The following is a 14,005-nucleotide window of genomic DNA, read 5'->3' on the forward strand; positions in this document are numbered from 1 at the left end:
AATCCGCGCCCCCCTTTTTCGGCTGGCCCAGCGCGCGCTGTTTTCATGAAACTAATCGTAAAAGTCTTCCCCGAGATCACCATCAAGAGCCGCCCGGTACGGATGCGTTTCATCCGCCAGTTGGCCAAAAACATCCGTACCGTGCTCCGCGATCTGGACCCGGCTGTGGTGGTCAACGGTGTGTGGGACAATCTCGAGCTGGAAACCCGCGTCAGCGAGCCGAAAGCCCTGAAGGAGATGACCGAGCGCCTGAGCTGCATGCCGGGTATCGCGCATTTCCTGCAGGTCGATGAATACCCGTTGGGCGACTTCGACGACATCGTCGCCAAGTGCAAGCAGCATTTCGGTGACGCCCTGGCCGGGAAGATTTTTTCGGTGCGCTGCAAGCGTGCCGGCAAGCACGAATTCAGCTCCATGGACGTCGAGAAATACGTCGGCAGCCAACTGCGTCGTCAGTGCGGCGCCGCCGGAATCTCGCTCAAAGCGCCGGAAATCGAAGTTCGCATCGAAATTCGCGACAAACGGTTGTTCGTGATCCACAGCCAGCACAACAGCATCGGCGGTTATCCGCTGGGTGCCCTGGAACAGACGCTTGTACTGATGTCCGGTGGCTTCGATTCCACCGTCGCCGCCTACCAGATCATGCGCCGCGGGCTGATGAGCCATTTCTGCTTCTTCAATCTGGGCGGACGAGCCCACGAACTGGGCGTCATGGAAGTCGCGCACTTCATCTGGAAGAAGTACGGCAGCTCCCAACGCGTGTTATTTGTCAGTGTGCCGTTCGAGGAAGTACTGGGAGAAATTCTCGGGAAAGTCGATAACAGTCATATGGGCGTAGTTTTGAAGCGTATGATGTTGCGCGCTGCTTCCCGTATTGCCGATCGGCTGGAGATCGAAGCGCTGGTCACCGGCGAAGCGATTTCCCAGGTGTCGAGCCAGACGTTGCCGAACCTGTCCGTGATCGACTGCGTGACCGACAAGCTGGTCTTGCGCCCGCTGATCGCCAGTCACAAGCAGGACATCATCGACCTGGCCAACGAAATCGGTACTGCCGATTTCGCCAAGCATATGCCGGAATACTGCGGGGTCATCTCGGTGAACCCAAAGACCCACGCCAAGCGTCCGCGCGTGGAGCATGAAGAGAAAGAATTCGACATGGCGGTCCTTGAGCGTGCGCTCGAGAACGCCAAACTGGTGCCGATCGATCGCGTAATCGACGAATTGGGCCAGGATTTGCAGATCGAAGAAGTCAGCGAAGCTCTGGCGGGCCAGATCATCATCGACATCCGTCACCCGGATGCCGCTGAAGACGAGCCGCTGGAACTTGCTGGCATTGAGGTGCAGACGATGCCGTTTTATGCATTGAACGCTCGTTTCAAGGAACTGGACCCTACTCGCCAGTACCTGCTGTATTGCGACAAAGGCGTGATGAGTCGCCTGCATGCCCACCATTTGCTCAGTGAGGGGCATGCCAATGTGCGCGTTTATCGACCGAGCTAAGTGCCCGGGGCTGTTTGCCTGTGGCCTGCGTCACCGGCCCCCCGACGCCGCCGTCAAGCTGTAACGGCTTTGCCGGACTCTACTGTAAATCGCTGCCAAGACTTGTCAGCACACCGAATCCTCTGATCGAGATACACAAGTGATCGAAAATCTACGCAACATCGCCATCATTGCTCACGTTGACCATGGTAAAACCACCCTGGTAGACAAACTCTTGCGTCAATCCGGCACCCTGGAGCGCAACGAGCTCAACGACGAGCGCGTGATGGACTCCAACGACCAGGAGAAAGAGCGCGGTATTACCATTCTGGCGAAAAACACCGCCATCAACTGGAACGGCTACCACATCAACATCGTGGACACCCCGGGCCACGCCGACTTCGGCGGCGAAGTTGAACGCGTAATGTCGATGGTTGACTCCGTTCTGCTGCTGGTTGACGCTCAAGACGGCCCTATGCCGCAAACCCGTTTCGTGACCAAGAAGGCTTTCGAAGCCGGCCTGCGTCCAATCGTGGTGATCAACAAGGTTGACCGTCCAGGCGCGCGTCCGGACTGGGTTCTGGACCAGATCTTCGACCTGTTCGACAACCTCGGTGCTACCGAAGAACAGCTGGACTTCAAAGTCGTCTACGCCTCGGCCCTGAACGGCATTGCCGGTCTGGAACACACCGACATGGCTGAAGACATGACTCCGCTGTACCAGTCGATCGTCGACAACGTACCTGCGCCGAAAGTCGACCGTGACGGTCCGTTCCAGATGCAAATCTCCGCTCTGGACTACAACAGCTTCCTGGGTGTTATCGGCGTTGGCCGTATCGCTCGTGGTCGCATCAAGCCGAACACTCCGGTTGTCGCTATCGACGCCGACGGCAAGAAGCGTAACGGTCGTATCCTGAAGCTGATGGGTCACCACGGCCTGCACCGCATCGACGTTGAAGAAGCAGCTGCCGGCGACATCGTCTGCATCAGCGGCTTCGACCAGCTGTTCATCTCCGACACTCTGTGCGACCCACTGAACGTCGAAGCGATGAAGCCGCTGACCGTTGACGAGCCAACCGTTTCCATGACCTTCCAGGTAAACGACTCGCCTTTCTGCGGTAAAGAAGGCAAGTTCGTCACCAGCCGTAACATCAAGGAACGTCTGGACAAAGAACTGCTCTACAACGTTGCCCTGCGCGTTGAAGAAGGCGACACCGCCGACAAGTTCAAAGTCTCCGGCCGTGGTGAGCTGCACCTCTCGGTACTGATCGAAACCATGCGTCGCGAAGGCTTCGAAATGGGTGTTGGTCGTCCGGAAGTGATCATCCGCATGGTTGACGGCGTCAAGCACGAACCGTACGAAAACGTGACCATCGACCTGCCGGAAGAATCGCAAGGTTCGATCATGGAACAGATCGGTATCCGTAAAGGCGACCTGACCAACATGGTTCCGGATGGCAAGGGCCGTGTGCGCCTTGAGTACAACATCCCGGCTCGTGGCTTGATCGGTTTCCGTAACGAGTTCCTGACCCTGACCTCCGGTGCAGGCATCCTGACCTCGATCTTCGACCGTTACGACGTGATGAAGTCCGGCGACATGTCCGGCCGTCAGAACGGCGTGCTGGTTTCGGTTGCTACCGGTAAGGCGCTGACTTACTCGCTGGAAACCCTGCAAGCTCGCGGCAAACTGTTCCTGGGTCACGGTGAAGACGTGTACGAAGGTCAAATCGTCGGCATCAACAGCCGCGACAACGACCTGGGCGTCAACCCAACCAAAGGCAAGAAGCTCGACAACATGCGTGCTTCGGGTAAAGACGAAACCATCGCTCTGGTTCCGCCTATCCGCTTCACCCTGGAGCAGGCTCTGGAATTCGTTCAAGAAGACGAATTGTGCGAAGTCACTCCTAAGTCCATCCGTCTTCGCAAGAAGATCCTGGGCGAAAGCGAGCGTACCCGCGCTGCCAAGAAAGCTGGTAACTGAGTTTCGACTTAGTTAGCGCTTAAAAAAACGCCCCCGACCGCAAGGTCGGGGGCGTTTTTGTTTGTCTGGTGTTTGATGATCGTTCCCACGCTCTGCGTGGGAACGCCTCAATGGACGCTCTGCGTCCACTTTGGGACGCGGAGCGTCCCGGGCTGCATTCCCACGCGGAGCGTGGGAACGATCATGGTAAGAACTCAACGATTGTTTAAAACTTGTCCAGCGTCCGCGGATTGTTCTCGCGCACCACTTCTTTTGGCTTGTACGCGCAATACCCCGGCCGCGGTCCGATCTTCGGGTGATTGCGGCAGGTATCCGGGCGCTTATCATAAATAGTGCACAAACGGCTCTTGCGATCCAGGTACAGGCAATCGTTGTTGCTCATGCGCTGAAGGGTAAAGATCTCGGACTTCTGGTTATAGCGCTCGACGATCCCTTCCTTCTGCAAACGCTTGGCGATGTTCTTCGGCGGATCGCCACGCTCGAATTCGTCGACGATGCCGATACGGATCAGATCCTTGATCTTGACCTCGACCGGCAAGGTGCAGCAGCTGGACACGCAGGAACCGCACATCGGGGCAGAGTATTTTGCCCAGGTATCGAGGCGATCGATCTCCGCGGCGGCGATCAGGTTGGGCTTCATCATCGGTTGTTACCAGCGTGTGCATCAGGGCGCGCGATCATACCGGGACTGGTGGATTTTTGAACAACCTTTCGCCAGATTTTTTCGCTTGGCGCAAAATAATCCCTGTGTCCGGCACGGCCCCTGCATTGTTTCTGGCACGCGACAACGTAATGTCGACCTATCTCGCACTAACAGGAAAAACTGCCGAACCAGAGTCTCAATGGTCTGTCAGACCGACTAGGCTCAGACAACTTCACGCTCGCTCGAGGTCTTATCGATGACTCAAGAACCACTTGTTCGCGAAGCAGAGGTGGCCGCATTCCGCGACGCCGTCTTGACCAAGCTTACCTACGCGGTGGGCAAAGACCCTGATCACGCCTTCGACCACGACTGGTTCGAAGCCATCGCCCTGGCGGCGCGCGATCACATGGTCGAACACTGGATGGACCACACCCGGCAGATCTATCGCAAAGGCCAGAAACGGGTCTATTACCTCTCCCTTGAATTCCTGATCGGCCGCTTGCTCTATGACAGCCTGAGCAATCTCGGCCTGCTTGATGTAGCCCGCGAAGCCATGACCGAACTTGGCGTCGACATCGAGCGCATCCGCCTGCTGGAGCCCGATGCGGCGCTGGGCAATGGAGGCCTCGGGCGCCTGGCGGCGTGCTTCATGGAAAGCATGTCGACCCTCGGCATCGCCGGCCATGGTTACGGCATTCGTTACGAACACGGTTTGTTCCGCCAGGCCATCGTCGACGGTTGGCAGCAGGAACAGACCGAACACTGGCTGGATTTCGGTAACCCGTGGGAGTTTGAACGGCCGGAGGTCGCCTACCCGATCGGCTTCGGCGGCAGTGTCGAAACCGTGACCGATGAAAACGGCAAATCCAGGCAAGTCTGGTCCCCGGCGGAAACCGTGCGGGCCATTGCCTATGACACCCCGGTGGTCGGTTGGCGCGGCGCGAGTGTCAACACGCTGCGACTGTGGCGTGCCCGGGCCATGGAAGATTTGCACCTGGAACGCTTCAACGCTGGCGACCACCTGGGCGCGGTGGCAGAAGTGGCCCGGGCCGAAAGTATCTCCCGCGTGCTCTACCCGGCGGACAGCACCGAGGCCGGCCAGGAACTGCGTCTGCGTCAGGAATACTTCTTCGTCGCCGCATCCCTGCAGGATCTGTTGCGCCGCCATCGCAACATGCACACCTCGGTGCTGACCCTGGGCGATCACGCGGCCATTCAACTCAACGACACTCACCCCTCGATTGCCGTGGCCGAGTTGATGCGTCAGTTGGTCGACGTTTATGACGTGGCGTGGGATGCGGCGTGGCAAGTTACGGTCGACACGCTGTCGTACACCAACCACACGCTGTTGCCGGAGGCGCTGGAAACCTGGCCGGTCGGTTTGATGGAGCGGATGCTGCCACGGCACATGCAGATCATTTATTTGATCAACGCCCAGCACATCGACTCATTGCGGGCCAAGGGTGTTCACGATTTCGACGTGTTGCGTGCGGTGTCGCTGATCGAGGAGGACAACGGTCGTCGCGTGCGCATGGGTAACCTGGCATTCCTTGGTTCTCACAGCGTCAACGGCGTGTCCGGCCTGCACACGCAACTGATGCGCAGCACCGTGTTTTCCGAGTTGCATAAACTCTATCCAGAGCGGATCAACAACAAGACCAACGGCATTACCTTCCGCCGCTGGCTCTACCAGGCCAACCCCGAGCTGACCTCGATGATGGTCGACGCCCTCGGCCCGGATATGCTGGATAACCCCGAAGAAAGCCTGATAGGGCTGGAACCGTTTGCCGAGAAGACTGCATTCCGCAAACAGTTCGCCGAACAGCGGCTGCACAGCAAGAAAGCCCTGGCGTACCTGATTCATGAACGGCTGGGGGTTGCGATCAACCCGGCGGCGATGTTCGACGTGCAGGTCAAGCGGATCCACGAATACAAACGTCAGTTGCTCAACCTGCTGCACACCGTTGCGCTGTATCAGGCGATTCGTGCGGAACCGGAAATCGACTGGGTGCCGCGGGTGAAGATCTTCGCCGGCAAGGCGGCGGCCAGTTATCACCAGGCCAAATTGATCATCAAACTGACCAACGACATCGCCCGGGTGGTCAACAACGACCCGACCGTGCGTGGTTTGCTCAAAGTGGTGTTCTTGCCCAACTACAACGTCAGCCTGGCCGAAAGCATCATTCCAGCGGCGGATTTGTCGGAACAGATTTCCACCGCAGGCTTCGAAGCCTCGGGCACCAGCAACATGAAGTTCGGCCTCAACGGCGCACTGACCATCGGCACCCTGGACGGGGCCAACGTGGAGATGAGCGAGCGCATTGGTGTCGAACACATGTTCATCTTCGGCCTCAGCGCCGAGCAAGTGGAAGCGCGCAAGCTCAACCATGAGTTCAGCGCGGCACCGGACATTGCCGCCTCCCATCGACTCAACGATGTGTTGCAAGCGATCCGCGGAGGGGTGTTCTCACCAGACGATCCGTCCCGCTACACCACACTGATTGATTCGCTGGTGGACTATGACCGCTTCCTGGTCTGCGCCGATTTCGATTCTTACTGGAACGCTCAGATGCGGGTCGAGGCTCATTGGCACGACTCCAAAGAGTGGTGGCGCTCGGCGGTATTGAGCAGCGCGCGGATGGGCTGGTTCTCGTCCGACCGGACCATTCGCGAGTACGCCACGGATATCTGGAAGGCTTTGGAGTAACTTTCTGCAACAAATGTGCGCAAGGCCCAACGTCCGTTGGGCCTGATCGATATACTAAGCACCAACTTGACCCTTGTGGGAGCGGGCTTGCTCGCGAAAGCGGACCGACATTCAACATCATTGTCGAATGTCAGGCCCTCTTCGCGAGCAAGCCCGCTCCCACATTGGATTTGTGGTGCAGATGCAATCTGCTCTCACACTGGACTCCGGGTGTCTGCTCACTAGACTGAGCTTTGACGCTGTATCGCCCGGATTCGCCCCGCCGCGGGGCCGCTTAGGGATATCGACCATGCAATGGATGTTCATGCTGATTGGGCTGCTGCTGGGCTGGCTACTCGACGAGTCGTTCAGCGATGCGCTGTTGGGCGCTTTGCTCGGGCTGGGTATTGGCCAGGCCATCCGCATCGGCCGCTTGAGCACTCAAAGCGCCGAGCAGCGACGCTTGCTCGATCAGGCACAAGTTGCGCTGCATGCGGTCGAGCAGCGATTGGCATTGCTGGAAGTGTCGGGCGTCAAAACACCTGAAGCCATTGAACCTGCGCCTAGCGAGCCGGTTCCATCCCCTGAAATCATTCTTGAACAAGCGCCTGTCGCAGCCTCGGAGTTGATCTGGGAGCTGCCGCCTGAACTCGAACCCATCGCGGCGGCCACCACCGAAGCCAGTCGTCCGCCGCCCTCTGATGCCTGGAAACCCGAATCGATTGCCCGCGAACCACAGCAACCGGCTGAGCCTCGCAGCCCGAACTTCATCGAGCGCGCCATCAGCGGCGCGCGCAACTGGCTGTTCGGCGGCAATACCGTGCTGCGAGTTGGCGTGGTGCTGTTGTTCCTTGGCCTGGCCTTCCTGTTGCGCTATGCCACCGAGGGCATGGTGGTGCCGGTCGAGTTGCGTTATGCCGGTGTCGCGGCGGCGGCCTTGGGCTTGCTCGCGCTGGGCTGGTGGCTGCGTCTGCGCAACAGCAATTACGCGTTGATGCTGCAAGGCACCGGGATCGCGGTGTTGTACCTGACCGTATTTGCCGCGATGCGTCTGCATCCGTTGCTCGACCCCACGGCTGCACTGGGGCTGTTGGTGGTGGTGACGGTGTTCTCGGCGATTCTCGCCATTACCCAAAACGCCTTGGGCCTGGCTGCCGCTGCCGCCCTGGGTGGTTTCGCCGCGCCGATCCTGACCTCCACCGGCGCCGGCAACCATGTCGCGCTGTTCAGCTACTTCGCCTTGCTCAACGCCGGCATCCTCGCCATCGCGTGGTTCAAGGCCTGGCGGCTGCTTAACCTGATCGGTTTTGTCGGCACCTTCGGCATCGGGTTGGCCTGGGGTCTGCGTTCCTATACACCGGAATTGCTGTGGAGTACCGAGCCGTTCCTGATTCTGTTTTTCCTGATGTACCTGGCCATCGGCTTGTTGTTCGCCCGGCGCAAACTGCTGGAAATGAGCGATGCGCCCGAGGACGACAGCCGCGAGGCGCTGCTGCACTGGTCGGCGCGCAAGGGCGATTACGTCGACGGCACGATGCTGTTCGCCCCTCCGCTGGTGGGTTTCGGTTTGCAGTTCGCGCTGGTGGAGCATCTGGAATTTGCCGCCGCCTTCAGCGCCTTGGCACTGGGCATGATTTACATGGGGCTGGCCCGATTGCTGATGGGCGGTCGAGCGCTGTTGTTGGCAGAAACCTGTCTGGCACTTGGCGTGATCTTCGCCAGCCTGGCGATTCCCTTGGGGCTCGACGCGCGTTGGACCGCAGCTGCCTGGGCGGTGGAAGGCGCGGGGATTTTCTGGCTCGGTCTGCGTCAACAACGACCGCTGGCGCGAGCCTTTGCCTTGCTGCTGCAGCTGGGCTCGGCACTGGCCTTTCTCAGTGAGCTGCGGACTGGTGAGAGCAGCCTGCTCGATGGCGCACCGCTGGGAGCGTTGATGCTCGGCGTGGCGCTGCTGTTCAGCTTCTACCAGTTGCGCAAAGCGTTGCCTGAACAAACGTCGCAGTGGGAGCGCCAAGCACTGCCGGTGCTGGCCTGTCTGGGGCTGACGTTCCTCTATCTGCTGGCGCCGCTGTTTTTCTTCACCCACGGCACGGCGATCAGTTGGGCGCTGGCCGGGTTGGCGACGCTGTTCGTCGGCCTGCGCCTGCAATCGAGAACCTTCCTGTTCACCGCGTTCGCCGTGCAACTGCTTGGCGGTGCGTTGTTCCTGTTACGGCTGCAAGGGGCGGGCGGCGAGTCTGCCGCGGTGTTCAGCGCCGGTTGGAGCGGTTTGCTCAGCGCGTCCCTGATCGGGCTGGCATTGATCGCCGGGATGTTGCTGGCGGCCCGCGACGAAATGGTGCGCAGCGACGTGCGTTTGCTGCGCGGCTTGTCAGTGGTGTTGCTGGCCGGCCTGGTGTTGATCAACCTTGCCGTGTTGTTTGTGTTGCCATGGCAAACCGCGAGCGCGGTGTGGGCCGCCAGTGGTTTGTTCATCATCTGGTTGAGCCTGTACCTGAAACAGCGGGTGAGTTTTGTCTTTGGTCTGCTGTTGCAGGTGATCGGTGGCGCGGCGTTCCTGTTCGCCGGGCCGGACCTGCTCGGCCCGCTGCTCAGCGAAGGGTTGCGACCGTTGGCGCATAGCGGTTTCTGGACGCCGCTGGTGCTGGGGCTGGCCGCCTTCGTCGGGGCCTGGCGTTTGCAGCTCGGCAACCATGCCTCGGCCTTCGATGGGTTGAGCCTGCAGCGCTTGTCCGAAGTATTGCTGGTGTGGGGCGCGGGTTGGTGGGCGCTGGCGTGGGTCAGCGAAGTGCTGCGCTTTGCGCCGTTGAATCTGCAAGCCACTTTGTTGCTGGCCTTCGCCGCCGTGAGTGTCGCGCTGTGGGCGGTGTTGGCGCTGCGCCTGAAGTGGTCGTCGCTGGGCTTGCTCTGCACGTTGCTGATTCCCGCTGCCGGTTTGGTGCTGCTCGCGGCCTGGCATTCGCGTTATCACCCGGCCGCCAACTTCGGCTGGTTGGTTTGGATCGCGGTGTTCGTCGTGCATTTCATCTCACTGCGGCGTCTGGCACCGACGTTGCCCGCAACAGCCCTGAGCACCGCCCATGTGCTCGGCTGCTGGTTGTTGATCGGCGTGTTGGCCCTGGAGCTGCGTTACGGTCTGCTGCTGTTGTCGGAGCAGTACAATGCCTGGCGCTGGCTGGGCTGGGCGATTCTGCCGAGCCTGTATCTGGTGCTGATGGCTGCACCGCGTGCGTGGCCATGGCCGGTGTCGGAGTATCCCCGCGAGTACCGGGTTTATGCCGCTGCGCCGTTGGCACTGTTGATGCTCGGCTGGTTCTGGTTGGCGAACATCGCCAGTGACGGCACCGCCGAGCCGTTGCCGTATGTGCCGCTGATTAACCCGCTGGAGTTGGGTCTGTTGTTCGCCCTGTTCGGCGTTTACATCTGGTCTCGCAGCGCCGTGGCGCAACTGGCAATTCGCAAGGAGTACGCCGATAACGCCACGCAAGTGATCGCCGGGGTTTCGCTGTTCGTCTTCTTTACCGCGCTGGTGATGCGCGCGGCTCACCATTGGGGTGGCGTGCCGTACGCGCTGGATCTGCTGCTTCAATCGATGCTGGTACAGGCGGGCCTGTCTATTGTCTGGACCCTGATGGCCCTGAGTCTGATGATCGGTGGGCATCTGCGTCATCGGCGCGAAGTCTGGCTGATCGGCGCGGCGCTGATCGCGTTGGTGGTCGCCAAGCTGTTCTTCGTTGAATTGAGTAACCGCGGCGGGCTCGCGCGGATCGTGTCGTTTATCGGCGTTGGCGTGTTGCTGTTGGTGGTGGGCTATTTCGCTCCATTGCCACCCAAGCGTGCCGAAGCTGTGCCGGATGTTGAAAAACCGGCCCCTGAAACCGAAGGAGTGTCGTCTTGAGTCAGAAACTGAACCTGGGCTGGTGGGGGGCTGTGGTGTTGGGTGTGTCGCTGTCGGCCGGCGCGCAGGAAAAACCGGCGGACTTTGCCGCGCAGGTGCCACTGTCGGTGAGTGGCGAGGGGCCGTGGTATCGCCTGGAATTGCCCTTGGGCGTGCAACTGAAAGCGCGGCAAACCGATCTCAGCGATCTACGCGTGTTCAACGCCGCCGGTGAGCCTCAGGCTTATGCGCTGGCCCGAGAACCCGCGCAGACCCGCGAAAACCGTACGCTTCACGACGTGAAGTGGTTCCCGTTGTACAACTCGGCGGATGCCACCGAGCGCGCGCCGAGTGTGCGCGTGCAATCGAACACCAACGGCACGTTGATCGAGGTGCAGCCGTCCAGCCAGTTGGAGGCGGGCGAAGAAGAGCTGCGCGGCTGGTTACTCGATGCCAGTCGAATCAAGGCGCCGTTACAGCAATTGATCCTCGATTGGACCAGCGATCGCGACGGCTTCCAGCGTTTCAGCATCGAAGCCAGCGACGATTTGCAGCATTGGCAGTCGTGGGGCGAAGGGCAAGTGGCGCGTCTGACGTTTGCCGACGAACGGGTCGAACAGCATGAGGTCGGCCTGCCGGGGCAATCGGCGCGCTATCTGCGTTTGCTGTGGAGCTCACCGCAATCGGCGCCAGCGCTGACGTCGGCGCAACTGGAAAGCACCAACCCTCGCACCTTGCCGCTGCCGTTGGTCTGGTCACAACCGTTGGCTGGCACCAGCGTGAAGGCCGGTGAGTACATTTGGCAATTGCCGATGGGGTTGAATGTCCAGCGCTTGCAGATCGAGCTGAATCAGCCCAACAGCCTGGCACCGGTGACGTTGTCGGGTCGCCGGGAAACCAGCCTGCCGTGGCAAACGCTGACCAGCGGTTTGCTCTACCGCTTGACCCAGAATGGCCAGGACGTGGTGCAGAACGAATTGCAGCTGCCGGGCCAGACCGTGCAGCAATTGAAGCTGACGGTGGATGAGCGCGGCGGTGGCCTGGGCGTCGAAGCGCCGACCGTGCGGTTTGCCGTGCGCTCCACGCAACTGGTGTTCCTGGCACGCGGTGCCGGGCCTTATACGTTGGCGTTGGGGAGTGCGACGGTGAAGGCGGCAAGCTTGCCATTATCGACGCTGATTCCCGATTACAGCGCTGCGAAGCTGGCGGCGTTGGGCAAGGCGACCGTGGAGGGTGGGGTCGTGGTGACTCCGGCGGCGACCGTGCCTGCGGTGGCGAACACGAACTGGAAGAAATTCGGGCTGTGGGCGGTGCTGTTGCTCAGTGTGCTGTTTTTGGGGGCCATGGCATTCAGCTTGCTGCGCAAGCCTGCTGCCAAGTCCTGAGGATGGCTGGTGCTATGCGCCATTCGCGAGCAAGCCCGCTCCCACACTGGATCTCGGTCGTACACAAATGTTGTGCACGCTGAAGATCTACTGTGGGAGCGGGCTTGCCCGCGAAAGCGGTCTATCAGCCACAAAAAAACCTCAATCTGCCACTGATCCGCAAGCCACATCGGCCCCATTTCGAACTACGCTCAACCCCGCACATGAACTCTATTGGGTGTATCACGTCTGATAGGAGGAAATGCGCCCCGACTCGCGTTAAACTGCGCGGGTTTTTAGCCCCCCATTCCACCGGAGCCGTCCATGTCCCGCGTTACCTTGAGTCGCTATTTGATTGAGCAGACCCGTAGCAACAACACTCCTGCCGATCTGCGCTTCCTGATCGAAGTGGTGGCGCGTGCTTGCAAGGAAATCAGCCACGCCGTCTCTAAAGGCGCCCTGGGTGGTGTTCTGGGCAGCATGGGCACTGAAAACGTCCAGGGCGAAGTGCAGAAGAAGCTCGACGTAATCTCCAACGAAATCCTGCTCGAAGCCAACGAGTGGGGCGGTCACCTGGCCGGCATGGCGTCCGAAGAAATGGACAACGCCTACCAGATCCCTGGCAAGTACCCGAAAGGCGCGTACCTGCTGGTATTCGACCCACTGGACGGTTCGTCGAACATCGACATCAACGCACCGGTCGGTACTATCTTCTCGGTGCTGCGTTGCCCGAACGAATACCTGAGCCAGAACGAACCTCTGAACGAGAAGGCTTTCCTGCAGCCAGGCACCGAGCAGGTAGCCGCCGGTTATGCCATCTACGGCCCGCAGACCATGCTGGTACTGACCTTGGGCGACGGCGTGAAAGGCTTCACCCTGGACCGCGAAATGGGCAGCTTCGTGCTGACCCATGAAGACATCAAGATCCCGGAGTCCACTCAGGAGTTCGCGATCAACGCGTCCAACCAGCGTCACTGGGAAGCTCCGGTACAACGCTACGTCAGCGAATTGCTGGCTGGCGAAGAAGGCCCGTTGAAAAAGAACTACAACATGCGCTGGGTCGCCGCGATGGTCGCGGACGTGCACCGCATCCTGACCCGCGGCGGTCTGTTCATGTACCCACGCGACAGCCGCGAGCCGTCGAAGCCGGGCAAGCTGCGTCTGATGTACGAAGCCAACCCGATGTCGTTCCTGGTGGAACAAGCCGGCGGCGCGTCCACTGACGGCCACCAGCGCATCCTCGACATCCAGCCGGAAGGCCTGCACCAGCGTGTTGCGGTGTTCCTCGGTTCGAAAGAAGAAGTTGCCCGCGTCACGGCTTACCACAAGGAATAAACCATGACCGCGCCCTGGCAGCCGTTACTCGAATGGTGGTTTGGATCTTTCGAATCACCCAAAGAAATAGCGGCTGACAAGGGCAAGTTATGGTTCGGCAAGCGCGACAGCCAGGACCTCGAAGCGCGGACGCGTTTCGGGGACCTGGTCGAGCAGGCACTGGCCGGCGGTTTGACCGAATGGGCGCAACACCCCGAAGGTTGGCTGGCCCTGGTGCTGCTACTCGATCAACTTCCGCGAATGATCTTTCGCGACACTCCCAAATCCTTTTCAGGCGATCTCAGGGCTCAGGCACTGGTAGCGCAAGGCATTGCCGCGGATTTCGATCGGCAACTGCGGCCGATCCAGCGGGTGTTTATCTATCTGGTGTTTGAGCACTGCGAAAATCTGGCAGTGCAGAACGAAGCGGTTTCGCGGTTTCTGGATCTGGTTGAACAGCAGCCTGAGGCGGATCGGGCGGTGTTTGCCGACAACCTGGATTATGCCGAGCGGCATCAGAAGATCATTGCGCGGTTTGGACGGTTTCCCCATCGCAATGCGGTGCTGGGGCGTGAATCTACGGCTGAGGAAATTGAGTTTCTTTCAGGGCCTGGATCCCGCTTCTAGCTTTGATCGTTCCCACGCTCCGCGTGGGAATGCA

The 14,005-nt window shown here is 60.0% G+C and carries 8 protein-coding genes; 7 read left to right on the plus strand and 1 reads right to left on the minus strand.

What is annotated here, in order from left to right; all coding sequences use genetic code 11:
* Positions 1-45 precede the first annotated feature (45 nt).
* Together thiI and typA are read left to right on the plus strand one after the other, a co-directional pair.
* On the plus strand, positions 46-1,500 hold the full coding sequence (gene thiI, locus IB250_RS27250; protein ID WP_192346687.1) for a tRNA uracil 4-sulfurtransferase ThiI: 1,455 nt from the start codon (positions 46-48) through the stop codon (positions 1,498-1,500).
* Positions 1,501-1,639: 139 nt separating this feature from the next.
* Positions 1,640-3,460 carry a translational GTPase TypA gene (typA, locus tag IB250_RS27255; protein ID WP_007907857.1) on the plus strand — a complete coding sequence of 607 codons (1,821 nt, stop codon included), beginning with the start codon at positions 1,640-1,642 and terminating at the stop codon, positions 3,458-3,460.
* Positions 3,461-3,665: 205 nt separating this feature from the next.
* On the opposite strand, the gene IB250_RS27260 is transcribed toward typA, so the two are convergent.
* Positions 3,666-4,103 carry a YkgJ family cysteine cluster protein gene (locus IB250_RS27260; protein ID WP_008005123.1) on the minus strand — a complete coding sequence of 146 codons (438 nt, stop codon included), beginning with the start codon at positions 4,101-4,103 and terminating at the stop codon, positions 3,666-3,668.
* Between the two features lie 256 nt (positions 4,104-4,359).
* Here IB250_RS27260 and IB250_RS27265 point away from each other — a divergent pair, with 256 nt between their 5' ends.
* The 5 genes from IB250_RS27265 (at position 4,360) to IB250_RS27285 (ending at position 13,971) form a co-directional block, all read left to right on the plus strand.
* Entirely contained in the window at positions 4,360-6,810 is a 2,451-nt protein-coding gene (locus tag IB250_RS27265) for a glycogen/starch/alpha-glucan phosphorylase (protein WP_192346689.1), read from the plus strand.
* 289 nt (positions 6,811-7,099) lie between these two features.
* Entirely contained in the window at positions 7,100-10,687 is a 3,588-nt protein-coding gene (locus tag IB250_RS27270; protein ID WP_192346691.1) for a DUF2339 domain-containing protein, read from the plus strand.
* On the plus strand, positions 10,684-12,051 hold the full coding sequence (locus IB250_RS27275; RefSeq protein WP_192346693.1) for a DUF3999 domain-containing protein: 1,368 nt from the start codon (positions 10,684-10,686) through the stop codon (positions 12,049-12,051). The genes IB250_RS27270 and IB250_RS27275 overlap by 4 nt, the downstream gene beginning before the upstream one ends.
* Before the next feature lie 303 nt (positions 12,052-12,354).
* Positions 12,355-13,365: a class 1 fructose-bisphosphatase gene (locus tag IB250_RS27280; protein ID WP_123500013.1), complete on the plus strand. Its 1,011-nt coding sequence runs from the start codon at positions 12,355-12,357 to the stop codon at positions 13,363-13,365.
* A gap of 3 nt (positions 13,366-13,368) precedes the next feature.
* Complete coding sequence (locus tag IB250_RS27285; RefSeq protein WP_192346695.1) at positions 13,369-13,971, plus strand: DUF924 family protein; 603 nt, start codon at positions 13,369-13,371, stop codon at positions 13,969-13,971.
* Positions 13,972-14,005 lie beyond the last annotated feature (34 nt).

This window comes from Pseudomonas sp. PDM09, from assembly GCF_014852305.1.
Taxonomy (GTDB): domain Bacteria; phylum Pseudomonadota; class Gammaproteobacteria; order Pseudomonadales; family Pseudomonadaceae; genus Aquipseudomonas.

What these genes read in the sequence shown, in the direction of transcription:
- thiI (WP_192346687.1), top strand. Translation starts at nt 46, where the DNA reads ATGAAACTAATCGTAAAAGTCTTCCCCGAGATCACCATCAAGAGCCGC.
- IB250_RS27260 (WP_008005123.1), bottom strand. Translation starts at nt 4,103, where the DNA reads ATGATGAAGCCCAACCTGATCGCCGCCGCGGAGATCGATCGCCTCGAT.
- IB250_RS27265 (WP_192346689.1), top strand. Translation starts at nt 4,360, where the DNA reads ATGACTCAAGAACCACTTGTTCGCGAAGCAGAGGTGGCCGCATTCCGC.
- IB250_RS27270 (WP_192346691.1), top strand. Translation starts at nt 7,100, where the DNA reads ATGCAATGGATGTTCATGCTGATTGGGCTGCTGCTGGGCTGGCTACTC.
- IB250_RS27280 (WP_123500013.1), top strand. Translation starts at nt 12,355, where the DNA reads ATGTCCCGCGTTACCTTGAGTCGCTATTTGATTGAGCAGACCCGTAGC.
- IB250_RS27285 (WP_192346695.1), top strand. Translation starts at nt 13,369, where the DNA reads ATGACCGCGCCCTGGCAGCCGTTACTCGAATGGTGGTTTGGATCTTTC.